General features: G+C 68.2%; 15 protein-coding genes and 4 pseudogenes. 7 read left to right on the forward strand and 12 right to left on the reverse strand.

The features are described 5' to 3' along the window. Positions 1 to 85: 85 nt before the first annotated feature. Positions 86 to 421: a hypothetical protein gene (locus ACZ7LU_RS09015; RefSeq protein ID WP_471147575.1), complete on the reverse strand. Its 336-nt coding sequence runs from the start codon at positions 419 to 421 to the stop codon at positions 86 to 88. A 97-nt stretch (positions 422 to 518) separates the two neighbouring features. Here ACZ7LU_RS09015 and ACZ7LU_RS09020 point away from each other — a divergent pair, with 97 nt between their 5' ends. Continuing rightward, the gene (locus tag ACZ7LU_RS09020; protein ID WP_469204387.1) at positions 519 to 1,433 is read left to right on the forward strand and encodes an MBL fold metallo-hydrolase; all 915 of its coding nucleotides are present in this window, start codon (positions 519 to 521) and stop codon (positions 1,431 to 1,433) included. Between the two features lie 210 nt (positions 1,434 to 1,643). Here ACZ7LU_RS09020 and ACZ7LU_RS09025 read toward each other — a convergent pair whose 3' ends face one another. The 3 genes from ACZ7LU_RS09025 to ACZ7LU_RS09035 form a co-directional block, all read right to left on the reverse strand. Next, positions 1,644 to 2,306 (reverse strand): TetR/AcrR family transcriptional regulator, encoded by a 663-nt coding sequence (locus ACZ7LU_RS09025; RefSeq protein WP_471916202.1) that lies wholly within the window; start codon positions 2,304 to 2,306, stop codon positions 1,644 to 1,646. 41 nt (positions 2,307 to 2,347) lie between these two features. Next, positions 2,348 to 2,518: a hypothetical protein gene (locus tag ACZ7LU_RS09030; RefSeq protein ID WP_470976957.1), complete on the reverse strand. Its 171-nt coding sequence runs from the start codon at positions 2,516 to 2,518 to the stop codon at positions 2,348 to 2,350. Positions 2,519 to 3,137: 619 nt separating this feature from the next. Further along, entirely contained in the window at positions 3,138 to 3,638 is a 501-nt protein-coding gene (locus ACZ7LU_RS09035; protein ID WP_471916203.1) for a hypothetical protein, read from the reverse strand. A 317-nt stretch (positions 3,639 to 3,955) separates the two neighbouring features. On the opposite strand from ACZ7LU_RS09035, the pseudogene ACZ7LU_RS09040 reads away from it, so the two are divergent. Beyond that, positions 3,956 to 4,156, forward strand: a pseudogene (locus ACZ7LU_RS09040) (hypothetical protein); the annotation flags it as partial. 24 nt (positions 4,157 to 4,180) lie between these two features. After that, a complete protein-coding gene (locus ACZ7LU_RS09045) occupies positions 4,181 to 4,354 on the forward strand; it encodes a hypothetical protein (protein WP_471916538.1) in 174 nt (57 codons plus the stop codon). A 63-nt stretch (positions 4,355 to 4,417) separates the two neighbouring features. On the opposite strand, the gene ACZ7LU_RS09050 is transcribed toward ACZ7LU_RS09045, so the two are convergent. Beyond that, positions 4,418 to 5,299 (reverse strand): sigma-70 family RNA polymerase sigma factor family protein, encoded by an 882-nt coding sequence (locus tag ACZ7LU_RS09050; protein WP_471916204.1) that lies wholly within the window; start codon positions 5,297 to 5,299, stop codon positions 4,418 to 4,420. 933 nt (positions 5,300 to 6,232) lie between these two features. On the opposite strand from ACZ7LU_RS09050, the gene ACZ7LU_RS09055 reads away from it, so the two are divergent. Together ACZ7LU_RS09055 and ACZ7LU_RS09060 are read left to right on the forward strand one after the other, a co-directional pair. After that, positions 6,233 to 7,183 (forward strand): alpha/beta hydrolase, encoded by a 951-nt coding sequence (locus ACZ7LU_RS09055; RefSeq protein WP_471916205.1) that lies wholly within the window; start codon positions 6,233 to 6,235, stop codon positions 7,181 to 7,183. A 102-nt stretch (positions 7,184 to 7,285) separates the two neighbouring features. Continuing rightward, a complete protein-coding gene (locus ACZ7LU_RS09060; protein WP_471916206.1) occupies positions 7,286 to 8,128 on the forward strand; it encodes an alpha/beta fold hydrolase in 843 nt (280 codons plus the stop codon). A gap of 324 nt (positions 8,129 to 8,452) precedes the next feature. Here ACZ7LU_RS09060 and ACZ7LU_RS09065 read toward each other — a convergent pair whose 3' ends face one another. From ACZ7LU_RS09065 to ACZ7LU_RS09080, 4 genes and pseudogenes are all read right to left on the reverse strand, one after another. Continuing rightward, positions 8,453 to 8,857, reverse strand: a complete 405-nt coding sequence (locus ACZ7LU_RS09065) for a hypothetical protein (protein ID WP_471916539.1) — start codon at positions 8,855 to 8,857, stop codon at positions 8,453 to 8,455. Next, a pseudogene (locus ACZ7LU_RS09070) lies at positions 8,837 to 9,221 on the reverse strand (YceI family protein); the annotation flags it as partial. The gene ACZ7LU_RS09065 and the pseudogene ACZ7LU_RS09070, both read right to left, overlap by 21 nt. Positions 9,222 to 9,262: 41 nt before the next feature. Then, complete coding sequence (locus tag ACZ7LU_RS09075; RefSeq protein WP_468084696.1) at positions 9,263 to 10,012, reverse strand: SDR family oxidoreductase; 750 nt, start codon at positions 10,010 to 10,012, stop codon at positions 9,263 to 9,265. Between the two features lie 226 nt (positions 10,013 to 10,238). Then, positions 10,239 to 10,878 (reverse strand): annotated as a pseudogene (locus ACZ7LU_RS09080) (FAD-binding protein); the annotation flags it as partial. A 204-nt stretch (positions 10,879 to 11,082) separates the two neighbouring features. Here ACZ7LU_RS09080 and ACZ7LU_RS09085 point away from each other — a divergent pair. Continuing rightward, a pseudogene (locus tag ACZ7LU_RS09085) lies at positions 11,083 to 11,166 on the forward strand (4Fe-4S binding protein); the annotation flags it as partial. A gap of 31 nt (positions 11,167 to 11,197) precedes the next feature. Here ACZ7LU_RS09085 and ACZ7LU_RS09090 read toward each other — a convergent pair. Together ACZ7LU_RS09090 and ACZ7LU_RS09095 are read right to left on the reverse strand one after the other, a co-directional pair. Then, positions 11,198 to 11,695, reverse strand: a complete 498-nt coding sequence (locus tag ACZ7LU_RS09090) for an Ohr family peroxiredoxin (protein ID WP_470976938.1) — start codon at positions 11,693 to 11,695, stop codon at positions 11,198 to 11,200. Between the two features lie 149 nt (positions 11,696 to 11,844). Continuing rightward, positions 11,845 to 12,741, reverse strand: a complete 897-nt coding sequence (locus tag ACZ7LU_RS09095) for an RNA polymerase sigma-70 factor (protein WP_468085025.1) — start codon at positions 12,739 to 12,741, stop codon at positions 11,845 to 11,847. A gap of 403 nt (positions 12,742 to 13,144) precedes the next feature. Between ACZ7LU_RS09095 and ACZ7LU_RS09100 the strand changes: the two genes are divergently transcribed. Further along, a complete protein-coding gene (locus tag ACZ7LU_RS09100) occupies positions 13,145 to 13,570 on the forward strand; it encodes a cupin domain-containing protein (protein ID WP_468559621.1) in 426 nt (141 codons plus the stop codon). Positions 13,571 to 13,904: 334 nt separating this feature from the next. Here the strand turns inward: ACZ7LU_RS09100 and ACZ7LU_RS09105 are convergent, their stop codons facing one another. Next, positions 13,905 to 14,669: an SDR family NAD(P)-dependent oxidoreductase gene (locus tag ACZ7LU_RS09105; protein ID WP_471916207.1), complete on the reverse strand. Its 765-nt coding sequence runs from the start codon at positions 14,667 to 14,669 to the stop codon at positions 13,905 to 13,907. Between the last annotated feature and the right edge of the window lie 122 nt (positions 14,670 to 14,791).

Here is a 14,791-nt window from a genome sequence, read left to right on the forward strand (position 1 = left end):
CGCACCACCAAGGTGCGTGGGGCACCCGCAAGCTCCCCGCAGAGCCCCTGCCACATCCCCGTGACCCAAGCGCGCACACAAGCCCCTACTGATCGCATCCGTTCGAGCTCGTGCCGTCGCAGTGCGGTGGCCGTGATCGACGTGCTGTTCCGGCTCCGGCGACGACCGACAGGGTGGCGACCACCTGTCTGTCGGAGTTGAGGACATGGGTGGCCACGGACCCGGCACCGCGGGAGGTCTCGCCGTGGACGATCGCCACGCCGGAGCCGAGCTGGTTGGGGTGGTCGGCGCCCCGGTGGGCCATCGAGAAGTGCTTCCAGGCCGCCAAGAACGAATGAGGCCCGGACCATACGAAGTCCGCGTCCGCGCGGAAGACGAGCAGTCGGGCGAGGCGGGAGCCAGGGAGCAGGACGGCTGTCACAAACCGGGCTGCTGTCCGGTCCTAGTGGATGACTGAACGGTGTGACCCATTCGCGCCGTCGATGTCTTCGGTCAACGCTCTTCAAGAGGAGAACAACATGAGCCGGGTCAACATCGCACGCCCCGATGCACCTAGGTATGACGAATTGGTTCCGTCGCGCTACGCGCTGAAGGTCGGCGACATCGACGTGATGGTGATCAGCGACGGGGTGCTGCCGATACCCGCCGTGACGATGGCCACCAACGCCGCCAAGGCCGACCTGGCGGCCTGGCTGCAAGACATGTTCCTGCCTCCGGAGATGCTCGACTGGCCACTGAATGTGGCCGTGGTGCGCAGCGGCGGCCGGACCATCCTCATCGATTCCGGGCTGGGGACAGAGTTCCCGGGCTTCCCGCGGGCCGGGCAGTTGGCCATGCGGCTGGACGCCGCCGGGATTGATCCCGCATCCGTGACCGACGTGGTGCTCACCCACTTGCACATGGACCACATCGGCGGACTGCTCGTCGACGGGCTGAGGGGACGGCTGCGCTCCGACCTACGGGTCCACCTGGCGTCCGCCGAGGCAGAGTTCTGGGAAGCGCCTGATTTCTCGCACACCGCCATGCCGGCACCGGTGCCGGACGTGCTTCGAACCACCGCCTCGCGGTTCCTGGACGTGTACCGCAGCCAGTTGCGGCCGTTCGAGACGGAGTACGAGGTGGCGCCGGGAGTAATGGTCTGTCGCACCGGCGGTCACACCCCCGGCCACAGCATCGTCCGCCTGGAGTCCGGCGGCGACCGGCTCACGTTCGCCGGAGATGCCGTGTTCCAGCCCGGGTTCGACTGCCCCGACTGGCACAACGGCTTCGACCACGACCCCGAGGAATCAGCCCGCGTACGGATCCGTCTCCTGAATGAGCTGGCGGCGAGAGGCGAGCAACTGGTGGCCACGCACCTACCGTTCCCGTCCATCTGCCGCGTGGCGGCCGCTGGGGATGCCTTCCGTTTCGTACCGGCCGTCTGGGACTACTGACCGCACTTCTAGCGGTCTGGATGAGGTGGCCGGGGCTGGTGAAAGTGACGTTGCTGAGCCAGCCTCGCCGCAGCAGAGACCTGCATCGGGTGCGGATGCAACGACTTGGGGAGCCCCCCTCACTCCGAGTGCCGAATTCAAGATCAGGTGGCTCGGTACGCTCAAGGCTGACCTTCAAGCCCCACAAAACGGTCCCTGGCGACTATGGCATCAAGAAGGAAAGCCCGGAAATGTCAAGGCTGTCCAACTTGTCGGTGGGCACCCGGTCGCGGGCCTGGACCGTCTGGCCGGGGTCCGCCGGCGTATCGAGCACCACGCCACTCTTGGGACCGTCGCCCACACGTTCCTGGCCGAACAACGCCTGCGAGGGGTCTCACCCTCTACCAAGTCCTCGACGCCCACCAGGGCACACACAACCTCCGGGAGTCGGCTCGGCCGGTTGGCGCGTAGTGCGTCCAGGGCCAGTTCGAAATGGCGGCGCCAGGCTTGTGGCTGCGCGTCGAGGAGTTCCCCCGCCACTCCGGCGAACGGGTCCAGCAGGCGGAGCATGATCGCGGACAACAGGTCCTTCTTGGTGGGAAAGTGCCGGAACATGGTGCCCTTGGCGAGGCCTGCGCGCTGGGCAATCGCGTTCCTCGACGCGTCGAGGCCCTGCTCGGCGAATGTCGCGGTCGCGGCGTCGAGCAGGAGGCGTCGATTGTGCACCACGTCCGCCCTCGGGCCGGGGGAGGGGGGAGCTGTTGTCGCCGTCATCCGTGCCTCCTTGCTGGTGCAGGGGCGCGGTCGCGGCGCGGGCCTCCGTGGAGTCGACGGGACCTGGTGGCGGTCCTCCTGGACGGACAGTACTGACGTCGTCAGGCCGGTCGATGGCATGCGCCGACGCCCGCCCCGCCGGAGGTGCCCTACTTGCTGAGTCAGAGGTCGCCATGGACCGCCTGCATGAACGGCAGCGGGCCGCAGAGGGATGCGGTGGTGGCCTGATGCGGCGTCAGGTCGGTGGCGTCCGACCAGCCTTCGCGCACATGCGCCATATGGTCCTCCCGCTCACCCGGTTCACCGGCGACGGCCCCGTACCCCTCGCTCACGCCGTGCCTCGTACCACAGGTGTAACGAGGCACGGGCCAGCCGGCCCACGAGCTCGGACAGCTCCAGCGGTGGGTGCGATGGGTGGGGGAGCGGTCAGCATGGATGACGACGACGGGCCGGTCGGGCGAAGGACAGGGAGACCTTGATGGCCTGACCCGCTCGGGTATGGGCGTGCAGCCAGGAGGACACCTCTCCCTCGGGGATACGTCCGTCGGCGAGCTCTCCCGCTTGGCGGTGCTGTGCCAGGTCTTGTGGCCAGGAGACGTGGAGATGTACTGCCCGGGCAGGAAGGGATCGGTGGGGAGTCCGTCGGGGCGGCGCAGGACGAAGGGAGCGGGTCGGCGATTCCTCGGTGCGCTCGGCGATCTCCATGTCCCGCCACACGACGCCGGCCTCGACGCCGGACGCCGGCCTCGGCGGTACAGCCGGGCCTCCACGGCGATGAGCGCGTTGGTCATCAGCCAGTACACCTCGTCCCAGGCGGGCGCCAAGGCCGGAGTGACAGCGTCACCGCTCGGCGTGTTCCCCAGCACTCGTCGGGGTGTGTCACGAGCGCGGTGTGGAGAACAATGCCCCTACGATGTCGCACCGCAGGGGGAACGCGCCTCCGGAGGGCACTTACACGGCGCGGTACAGGCCGCGGCCTGTACGGCGGATGCGGGAGGTGCCGACCAAGCGGTCGAGGGTACTCCGCACGGCGTTGATGCTGCTGCTGTCGGTGGCTCGGCCGAGCGCCGAGGCGACATCGCGCGCGCGTACGTCGACATCACCGAGCCCGGCGAAGTAGTTGAGGATCTGCTCGGTGAGCTTGCCGTAATTCTTCTCGGCGCTCTCCTTGTCGGACGGCTCCGTCGCGGGTCGCGCCGGTTCCACGTGTGCTGCGGCCTCGGTTGCCCGAGGGGGAGCGTCAGGGGTGCCGGTGGAGTCGGAAGTGCCCGGTTCGGCGGGCGACATGAGGGCCTGAAGGGCGCCGAGAGCCCGCTGGACGGAGCTGAGATGGGCGACGACCGCGGCCAGTTCCCTTTCCAAGGCCTGCTTCTGGACTTCCAGGCGGGCCAGGTCCGCTTGGAAGCTCTCGGCAGTGACCTCAATGTGATGTGCCGCGTGGGTGACAGACACCTTGTGTTCCTCTCGTCCTCAACCCTTGTGGTCGCGTCCGCGCTCGGCTTGCCTCGGATTGTCGTCCGGCTCCTAACAGATACCACTTCACATCATATGGGGGAGCCCTATGTGCTGTGGTGTGATCGGATCACCCCCCCCACGTGGTGCTTCGTCACTGCCGGATTGACAGTCCGAGTCGGTGGTGCCACGGTTCATGCCGATGTGTACGTGGTCGGCGCCCGAAGGTTCCTTGAGCGAGCTGCCCTATGGGTACACACTGTCGCCGACGGTGGTTCGGGCGATGATCTTCGCGCTGAGGCCGGGGCCGCCCGGGGTTGCGCGGACTGCGGTGGCAGGGAGGCGAGAGCGGCGAGCGCTGCGCTGATTGCTCCCCGACGCGACAGGTTGCGCATGAGGGTCCCTTCAGAGAAACGGGCGCCCAGCGGGCGGAAGCACCTGAGCTCGCGCTCCTCCTCGTACTGGAGAGGCTGACCCCCACGGGGCGGGCCGTATACGTCCTGAGAGAAGCGTTCGACTATGCCCACGCCGAGACAGCCGAGATGCTCCAACTCACGGTGATCAACGTCCAGGCCTTCGTCACGGCCGCACAGAGCGGGGACATCGCCTCGTTGGAAGCGATGACGGCAGCGGCTTCCGGTGAAGGCATTCTCAGGGGCATGCGGGTGTTCAACCCGAGCAAGACCGACGCCTTCCTCAACTCGCCCTCACGGTGAGAGACCGCACTTGGAGCCTGATGGGAGGGCTTACGGTCCGCGTCGGCGTGACGGTCGGCATCATCAGCGATGGCTGGGAGAGGTCCGGTTCCAGGGGCGCAGTTTGTCGGGATTGACGACGACCCAGACTTGGACAATGCGCCGGTTGGCGATGTCGAGACTGATGACCGCCGCGACCCGCTGGTCGTACCGCACGACCATCCCGGTTCGGCCGTTGACGGAATGCGAGTCCACCGTCGTGCGCGCACGCGGGGCCAACAGCGTCAGCAGGCTCCGGGCCACCCGTTCCGAGCCGTGCACCGGCCGGACCTGTGCCCGCACCTTGCCACCTCCGTCGAAGAACGCTGTCACATCCGATGCCAGAAGCACCATCAGGCGCTCCGCATCCTGCGCCGCACATGCCTCGCGCGCCCCGCGTACTGCCGCGTCCTGCTCCGCCGACGTCGTGGGCCGCCCCCGCCGGGCCCGCAGACTCTGCCGTGCCCGCTCCGCCAGCTCCGAAATCTCCGGCTCGGACTGGCCCACAATGTCGGCGACCGTACGTGGTGCCATCCCGAACACATCGTTGAGGACGAACGCTGCCCGTTCAGCCGGGGACAGCGCGTCGAGCACCCCCAGCAGCACCTCGCTCACCTCCCGTTCCAACATCCGCCGCTGTTCCCCGGCAGCGTCGGCCGACTCGAGGCCGAGGCCGCCGGGCCTCCGTCGTCCCGGCCGCGCCAACCGCTCCAGACAGATTCCGCCCACCGCTCGAGAGAGCCACGTCCGCGGGGCGTCGAGCGCCTCCCGCTCCGGCCTCGGCAGCGCGTACCACCGCTGATACGCCTCATCCACCACCCCGTCGGCCTCGCCGGCACTGCCCAGCATCCAGAAGGCCACATCGAGCAGGTGCCGACGTTCGTCGACCAACTCCCCGATCGGCAGCGCCTCATCGGCGAACTCCACGCCCCTACCTCCTTCTCCCACAGCACCCCGCCACCCCACCTTCAGGTGGCCCCGGCTTTCGGCCGACGCGTGGGCAGGCGCCCTGTCCTTCGCGATCGGGAAAGGCGATGCGCCAGCCGGCGATGCGGCCCTGCGCGCAACGCCTTCTCCTTGTGCAACTGCTCGACAGACGAGACCGGACAGGCACGGATCTTGTGACATCCGGGTAGCCGGGCCGGGGCGTCTCGGTTGTGAACCCGGTTTTCGGAGACGCCCGGAACGGTTGCTTCCGGCCCGGCCACCGCCCCCGGTGTCACATAAGTGCCGAACGCCCGGTCTCATCTGCCAGAGACCGTGACGTGGCTCATAGGGGTACCGCACCGGCAAGGACACACCCCAAGCGTCTGCTTCCGCGTCACCCCGGGCCCTGTGCTCGGCGTCGTCGTGGTCCGGGGCGCACCGCCCGCGTCGGACGTTGCAAGCCCACTCACCTTTCCGCGCAGACGGCAGCGGAACGCCGAGGGCCTCGTTGACCTGGGCTTCCCTTCCAGGCGTATGTGGTGAAGGCGGCCGGGTTGCACTGGGTGCGTACCCTCCGTCGAGTCCTGGCTGACCAACGATCGTCCGCGCCCTTCTTGACCGGGCGACCGCGTCCGGGTGCTGCGCGGACGTGAGACCGGTGTCATCAAGCCCCTCTCGCACGGGGAGTTCGCCGCAGTGCAGCAACCGCTCAGCCAGGAGCACCTGCACGAGCTGACGGCCCATGAGCAGTACGAGCCCCTATCGCTCGCCCAGGTGGGCAGTGAACGGCATGCCCACCCGCGTGCAAAGGCAGTCGCCTTGCCGACAGTAACGCTGAAACACACTGTCTCCTCCTGATGTCACACCTTCGAGGGCCCAACTGTCATGACAGTAAACGCAGCCCACAATTTTGCTGATAAGAGGAGCAACGCCATGAACCAGCCCATTCTCGAACCTGCCGCTCAGGAGATCGCCGACGCGACGGCCACCCCGCCCTACCTGTACGAACTCGGCCCGGACGGCGCCCGGAAGATCCTCGACGACCTCCAGGCCGCCCCGATCGAGAAGCCCGACGTGCAGGACAAGTGGATCACGGTGCCCGCCGAAGTCGGTGATGTCCGGGTCCGCATCGTCAAGCCGCTCGACGCCGACGACATCCTGCCGGTCGTCCTCTACATCCACGGCGGTGGCTGGGTCATCGGCAACGCCGGAACCCATGACCGCCTCGTGCGCGAACTCGCCGTCGGCGCGCAGGCCGCCGTGGTGTTCGTCGAGTACGACCGGTCACCGGAGGCCGCGTACCCCGTCGCGATCGAACAGGCATACGCGACTGCCCGGTGGATCACGGAGAAGGGGGCCCAGACGGGTCTCGACGCCTCCCGACTGGCAGTGGCAGGTGACTCCGTCGGCGGCAACATGACAGCAGCGCTGACTCTCATGGCCAAGCAGCGCGGCGATGTCAACTTCGTCCACCAGTCGCTCTATTACCCCGTCACGGACGCGGGCCAGGACACCGCGAGCTACCGAGAGTTCGCAGACGGCCCCTACCTCTCCGCGAAGGCGATGGCCTGGTTCTGGGACAGTTACACCACTGATCCGGCACAGCGCGCGGAGATCACCGCGTCACCACTGCGCGCTACTGTGGAGGACCTCCAGGGACTGCCGCCCGCGCTCGTGCTCGTCGACGACAACGACGTCCTGCGCGACGAGGGCGAGGCGTACGCCCGCAAGCTGACCCAGGCCGGTGTGCCGACCACCAGCATTCGCTACAACGGCACCCTGCACGACTTCATGATGCTCAACCCTGTGCGGAACACCCGGGCCACCGACGCCGCGGTGCAGCAGGCCATCCACACTCTGCGCACCGCCCTGCACGAGGGATGAGAGCCCGACGGCGCCTGTGGCACGCGCCGGGCGCCACCCGCACCCCCCCACTCCGGTCCGGCCGGTCCAGGCCGAACCAGAACTCTGATCCGAAAGGCTGTCATGAACCGATCCTCACTGTCCCGACGTACCCGCGGCCGCCTCTCCCTTCTCGCGACGGCGGGCGTCGCCGTGGCCCTGCTCGCCACGTCGGTCGCGCCGGCGAGCGCGGGCAAGGGCTCCTCGTCGCCCGGCCACAAGCCCACGGTTGTTCTCGTCCACGGTGCGTTCGCCGACTCCAGCAGCTGGAACGGCGTCGTGAAGCAGCTGCGGCGGCAGGGCTACCCGGTGGTGGCCGCGGCCAACCCGCTGCGCGGGCTCGGCAGCGACGCCGCCTATCTGAAGGAGATCTTGGCCGACATCGACGGGCCCGTGGTGCTGGCCGGGCACTCCTACGGCGGGGCCGTCATAAGCGATGCCGCCCAAGGAGCCACGAACGTCAAGGCCCTCGTCTACATCGCCGCGTTCCTGCCAGACAAGGGCGAGAGCGCGGTCGAGCTGTCGGGCAAGTTCCCCGGCAGCACCCTCGGCGAAGCCCTCCGTCCCGTCCCGACCACACTGCCCGGCGGTACCCAGGGCACCGACCTGTACATCGAACAAGCCAAGTTCCACCACCAGTTCGCGGCCGACGTGCCCAAGAGCATCACCGACGTCATGGCGGTCACGCAGCGTCCGGTCACCAGTTCCGCACTGGAGGAGGGCGCGTCCGAGCCCGCTTGGAAGACCATCCCGTCGTGGGTGCTCGTGGCCACCGAGGACCTCAACATTCCAGCGAAGGCCCAGGCCTTCATGGCCGAACGCGCTCACGCACACACCACCGAAGTCCGGGCGTCGCATGCCGTGAGTGTCTCTCGGCCGCATGATGTCAGCCGCATCATCGAGGAGGCGGCGCGCACGGTCCGCTGACTGGGCGCAGAGTCAGAGTCAGGGGCGGGGTGGCCGGGTGCCACTCCGCCCCTTTCGTTGTCCGAGGGAGCGGTGGCGGGGGCCGCATGTGGGTTCCGGGCCGAACGACGGCGTGGAGTTCATCCGCCAGGCTGAGGCCCCCGTCCGGCCATGGCATCCACGAGGCCATTACCTTCGCCTGCCGAGGAGCCCGTTCCTTCCGCCGGGGCTGTTCCCGCGAGTTCCGAGCACCGCCGAACGGCCCGGAAACGCAGTGTTCCCGTCCGATCGAACCGATCGGACGGGAACACCGGAGCCGCCTGGGCGCTGGCTCGTGACGGGAGCTCAGGACCCCACGGAGGGGTGCGCGGACGCGGGCGCGTGCTCGGCGCCGACTCCTCGGAACCGGTGCAGAGAATCGGACACGGACTCTATCTGCAGGTCGAGCAGAGCGAGCGTGTCGCGCAGTTCGGTGATGCGGGCCTGGAGCGCGACGGCCTCAGCGGCCAGGCACTGCGCGGCGGCCGCGAGGGCGGGCGTGGTTTCGGAAATGGTGGTCATCACGCATCCTGTGTCGGCGGGCGGCGGGCGGCGGGCGGCGGGCGGCGGGCGGCGGGCGGCGGACGGCGGACGGCGGGAGGCGAACGTCGGGCCGATGCGTCGGGAGCCCGGGAACGGGACGACGCGCCGGCGGATGTGGGGTCGGCCGTCGGTCTGGGCGACCACCAGAACCGCGGAGATGTCGAGCATCAGTGTCACCTTGTCGCTGACGAGGACACCGCCCGGCTCCAGCGCCGTGTTCCAGGCCAGACCCAGTCGGAGCTCCGGAGCGTGGCACGTCCCTCGAAACCGACCCGGTTCTGCCCATAGGCGTCACGGGCGGCACCGCCGAACTCGATGTCGAGAGTGAGGGGCCGTTCGCGTCGCGTTCCTTGATGCCCGTGTCCGGGCTCGCGGTCTGCACGCTCACGTACTTTCCGCGCACATTGGAAATCATGGCGTGGCGGACGGAGAAGTCGAGTGTGCTGTGGACCGGATCAATGGCGTGGGAGCCGGTCAGCTGCTCGTAGGGACGGATGCGGGAATACGAGGGCTGATCGCTGCGTTTGGGCATGATGAGCCGCTTCCCTTGCGAGCAGGGGAGCCCCGGAGGGCTCACGCCTGCTGCTGGGCGATCCAGTCGGCGAAGCGGGTCTCGGCGATGCGCGCGTCGGGGCCGGGCAACAGCGTGGTCTCCTGCAGCTCGGTGCCGAAGTACGTGGCGTGCGGATCGGTCACCACGGTGCGCGGGTCGTTCTTCGCTGCGAGGTCCTTGCGGATGAGCTCGTCCAGCTGGAACGTCTCGGGACCGGCCACCTCGACCACGCCCTCGACGGGGGTGCCGACGGCCGTGCGGCCCACGGTGGCGGCCACATCGTCCGAGTAGATGGGCCGGATCTTGACAGGGGCCAGACGCACGGTGTCGCCGTCGGTGGCCTCGGCGGCAATGCCCTGCATGAACTCGAAGAACTGCGTGGCGTGAACGATGGAGTAGGGGACTCCAGATGCCTTGATCAGCTCCTCCTGCGCCTGCTTGGCACGGAAGTAGCCGCTCCCCTGCAGGCGCTCGGTACCGACCACCGACAGGGCGACGTGGTGGGTGACACCGGCCTCGGTCTCAGCCTTGAGGAGGTTGGTCGTCGAGGTGCGGAAGAACTCCATCACGTCGTCGTCCGCGAACGAGGGGGAGTTGGACACGTCGACCACGACCTGGGCGCCTTCGAGCACCTCGGCGAGGCCCTCACCGGTCAGTGTGTTGACGCCGGTGTTGGGCGCGGCCGGCACTGCCTCGTGGCCGTGCTCGTTGAGCTTGGCGACCAGCTTCGAGCCGATGAGTCCGGTACCGCCGATGACTACGACCTTCATGAGGAAATCCTCTCGGGAGATTCGTTTTCGGTTCTGCACTATGTAAAGACCGGGTTGTCTTGGCGGTTGTGACAGCAGACTGGATGATCTCGAAGATTTCTCGTCCTCTTCCGGCGGGCATGTTCAGGAAGCGCGCATGCTTGAGCACCGTGCGGATGCACGAGAATGCGGGCAGCGGAAACGGCCCGGCCGTGCCGTCAGGTGAGACAGGGAGACGGGAGAAGAGTCACTCGGTGAGCTTGCCATCGGTGGACACGTCCTCCATGGGGGAGGCGATCTCGTCCGGGACGGGAACGAGGGGCTCTCGGGTGATGCCGGTTGCGGGGGACCACATCAGGTTGACGCGCAGCGCGGGGTCGAGGTCCGGGTAGGCGCCGCGGTTGTGACAGCCGCGGGTCTCGCGGCGTTCGAGCGTCGCCTCCAGGGTGGCGCGGGCCGCCAGGACCGCCGACTTGAGATCGAAGGCGTGCGCGAGATCCTGGAATCCGGCGATGCAGGGGTGGACCCCGACCTTCCCATCCGCTGCTCGACCTCCTCCAGCTCCGCCAGGCCGGCGCGCAGGCCGGCCTCGTCGCGTACGACACCGGCGTGCTCGGTCATCGTGTTGCGGATTGCGCGTTGCAGCGCGCGGACGTTCTCCGGCCCGTCCGCGGCGAGCAGTGCATCTCGGCACGGGCTTCGGCCACCGCCGCCGCCGAGCGCGGCTGCACGGTCAGCCTGTCCGAGTAGGCCGCAGCCGCCTGCCCGGTGAGCCGGCCGTAGACGAGCAGCTCGATCAGGCTGTTGCCGCCGAGCCGGTTGGCTCCGTGCAGACCGCTGGCCGCCTCACCGATCGCGTACAGGCCGCGCACATCGGTGCTGTGATCTGCCCCGGTCAGGCGTTACATGACTCACTCATCAGACCGGGTGATCACCAATCTTGTGACACCGGGTGCGCGCGAGGACGGAACAAGCGTGCGTTGATGTCACACCTTCATCACTTGCGTGGTCATACAGCCGGCCGACGCCGAAGGAGAAGAAGGACCTATGTCGTCGCGCAGCCCTGAGTCGACGTCAAGGACCAAGCTTGCGTGACGGAGCGCGTCGACTGCCGTGCGTGCGAGTCGGTCTGCCCCGTGGAAGCGATCTCCGAGGAGGAGCTGCCGCAGCACTGGGTCCAGAGGGTCGAGGAGGAGGGCGTGCGCGTCAAGGAGCCAGCGTGATCGTTGTCGGCGTCCCGTGCCACGCCATCCTGGCGTAAGGGCACAATGCGTCCGCCTGCTCCAGCAGCGGAGTCGCTGTCTCCGGATCCATCTCCGGCCAGTTCACCACCAGATCGACGCGCAGCAGGTAGCCACCGTCGTCCGGATCCCGGCCGAAGGCGACGGTCGCGTCCACGGAGATGTCGCCAGGATCGAATTCCTCCTGCCGCGCCACCAGGCTCAGGGCTCCGTGGAAGCAAGCCGCGAAGCCCGCGGCGAACAGCTGCTCGGGGTTGGTCGCCCGACCGTCCCCGCCGAGCTCGCCGGGCATGCGCAGGTCTATGTCCAGGGCGCCGTCGGACGACTGTGCCCTGCCTGAGGCACGCCCGTGGGAGGCGACACCGCCGCTCACGGTCACGGTTGTCGTGTAGATGGGAGAGAAGGCCGTGCCCACGAAGTCCTTCTGCGTGGACAGGTTGGGCAACTGGATCCGCTCGGTCACAGGATGGCTCCGGCGTTGTCGTGGCACGTGCCCTGGCTGATGCCTGGTGGGCCGTACATAAAGGGGTGCTGTCCTTCGGTCATTGGAAATCCGGATTCCGGACGACTGGTTGACCGACGAGTACCCGCTCCTGTGACACCCGTGGGAGCTCAGTCCTCCAGGGAAGCCACATAGGGCGACAACTTGGCTGGATTCATGATCCACATGATGCGTTCGATGCCCTCCGCGGAAACGTCCAGCGACAGCAGGGCCACGGCGTTGCCCGCGGTGGCGATGAGCACGGCCGGCCGGCCGTTGGCCTCCGTCCACCGCACCTGCGCCTGGGGCCAGAAGCGCGGCGCGAACGCCACGAGGTACTGGGAGACGTGGGTGCGTCCGGCGACCGGGATCTTCGAGGCGCCGCGCACCCCGCCGCCGTCGGAGTAGCTGACGACGTCTGTGGCGAGGATCTGTTCGAGCTCTGCCAGGTTCCCGTTGCGTGCGGCATCCAGGAACACCTCCAGCAGACGCCGATGGTCGGCGGGACTGACGCGTTCCTTGCGCTGGGCGCTCAGGTGCTTGCGAGCACGGCTCACCAGCTGGCGTGTGTTGGCCTCCGTGGTCTCCAGGACCTCCGCGATCCTGCGGTAGGGATACTCGAAGGCCTCGCGCAGGACATAAGCGGCCCGTTCCACCGGATTGAGCTTCTCCAGCAGGAGCAGGACGGCCATTTCCAGGGCCTCGGCCCGCTCCGCCCCCACCTGCGGGTCCACGGCGGTGTTGACCGGCTCGGGCAACCACGGACCCACGTACGACTCGCGCCGGACCCGGGCGGACTGGGCGAAGTTGATCGCCAGACGTGTGGTGATCGTCGTCAGGAACGCGGACGGTTCGAGAACGTCCGCGCGGTCCGTCTTCTGCCAGCGCAGCCAGACGTCCTGAACGATGTCCTCGGCCTCCACGGCGCTGCCGAGCACGCGGTAGACGATGCCGAACAGCTGCGGGCGTACGGCGAGGAAGTCCTTCGTCGCCTGGTCGAGAGAGTCGGCATCGCCCCCAGCGTGCATGGTCGCCCCTTCCGGCTTGATCGCTCCCATGCTACTGACCGGCGGAGCAGGGCGGGCGGCAGTTGAAGGTGCAGCGAACAGCAAGGGAACGACCGCGTGGGTGATGGCCGGCCACAGGGCGCGGCGTACGGCGTGCTCGAAGCCCGCAGTGGCGGCCGCCTCCAGCAGGTTGTCTGTCGACATGCCGAAGAACTCCACACTGGTCGCCTCGTGCACCACCTGGGACAGCTTCTGAGTCGTTGTGGTGGCACCACCACTTGGACGCACCCGCGAAACTCCATACGTGTCACAGATCCACATGGTGTCCGGTCAACTCTGCCGAGGGCGCGGGAGATGTGCCCCGCCCCCCCACGTGGCCACTTACGGAAGGTTCACAACAGTGTCGGACACTCACGCAGGGCACATGCACGCAGTTGGCGACCCGGCGGCGTCGGAGAGTTGGATGACCGCGGCGCAGGTGCTGCAGGAGGCCGCGCCCCTGACGATCCCCGAGGGCGCTTCGGCGATGACCATCCAGGTCGAGTGGGAGCCGGGCGACCCGGGCACCCCGCCGCACCGCCACTCCGGGCCTGCCTTCGGATATGTGGTCGAGGGCGCGGTCCGCTTCGAGCTGGAGGGCGAACCCGAGCGGGTGGTGGAGGCCGGCGGCACGTTCTGGGAGCCGGGCGGCGAAGTGATCCACTATCAGGACGGCAACGCCCTCGGTGACGCGCGGACCCGGTTCGTGGTGACCATGATGTGCGCACCCGGAAAGCCCATGCTCGAACTCGTCTCCAAGGAGGAGCTTGAACAGCGCGTCCACCTCCGCGTCCCGCGCCCTACCGAGTGAAACCGCGTGTACCGGGCCGGTGCACGGGAGGGCATGCGGCGCGATGAGCTCCACCGACGCCGTGCACGCCCTGCTGACCACGCTGTTCGCGGGCGCGGCCCTCTACGTGGGGCACCCCGCGTAGAGGGCCTTCTGCACGCATTCATGGCCCTGGCCATGGCGGTGATGCGGTGATGCCGTGGGGACCGACGCTCGCGGCGGCCGGTTCGCCACCGAACCGCGCGCTGTGCGTACGCGTGGTAGTGGTCAAGAACCGTCGTAGGTACGTCTCGGCCTCCTCGTCGGTCAGCGCCTCGAGGTAAGTGCGATGCGTCAGCAGGGAGACCACCCGGGGTCAGGAGAGCTCGAGCCCCCCGTCAATGGTGAGGATCTGGCCGGTGATGTAGGTGCCCCGGGGGTCGGAAATGCGCAGGATCCAGTCCGCGACATCCTTGGGATCGCCGAGCCGGCCCGTGGGGATGCGCTCGCGTTCGCCGGTTCGGATCTGGCTGACGGTGTCCGCGGGAAGGCCTGCCGCGGACAGGACGTCGGTCTCCGTGGGGCCGGGGGCGATGGCGTTGACCCGGACCCCCTCGGGGGCGAGCTCGAGGGCCCAGCTGCGGGTCAGCTGTTCCAGTGCGCTCTTGGCGGCGGCGTAGTGCGCTCCGCCGGCCAGGGGGCGGTGACCGTAGGTGCTGGAGATGTTGACGATGGAACCGGCGGTGTCCCGCAGATGCGGCAGCGCCGCGTGAGCGAGCAGGCTCGGTGCCGTCACATGGAGTTCGAGCAGGTTGGTGATCGTCGTGCGGTCCGTCTCCGCCAGGGGCATCAGGGCGGCCACGCCGGCGTTGTTCACCAGCAGGTCCAGCCGGCCCCACCGCTTCACGGCGGTGGAGACGATCCTTTCGGCGGCGCCCTCCTCGCACACGTCGGCCGACAGGATCTCGATGTTGGCGTGGGCGTGAGCGGTCTCCTCCAGGGCCCCCTGCCGCCGTCCTACGCCGAGGACGTACGCCCCGGACTCCGCGAGGGCGATGGCTGTGGCCCGGCCGATGCCCGATCCCGCGCCCGTGACGATGGCGACGCGGTTCGAGAAGTGCAGTGTTGTGGAGCTGGGCATGATGTTCCTTTGTTGGTCATTCAATGAACATCGAACACGTAACAGTCTTGTGTGCCACCGTGTGACGGCGAATTGCGTGACGTGACGATGTGGAGGATGTGCAGCGATGTGCGCCCCGGCCA

The sequence above is a fragment of the Streptomyces sp. NPDC039462 genome (assembly GCF_055639375.1).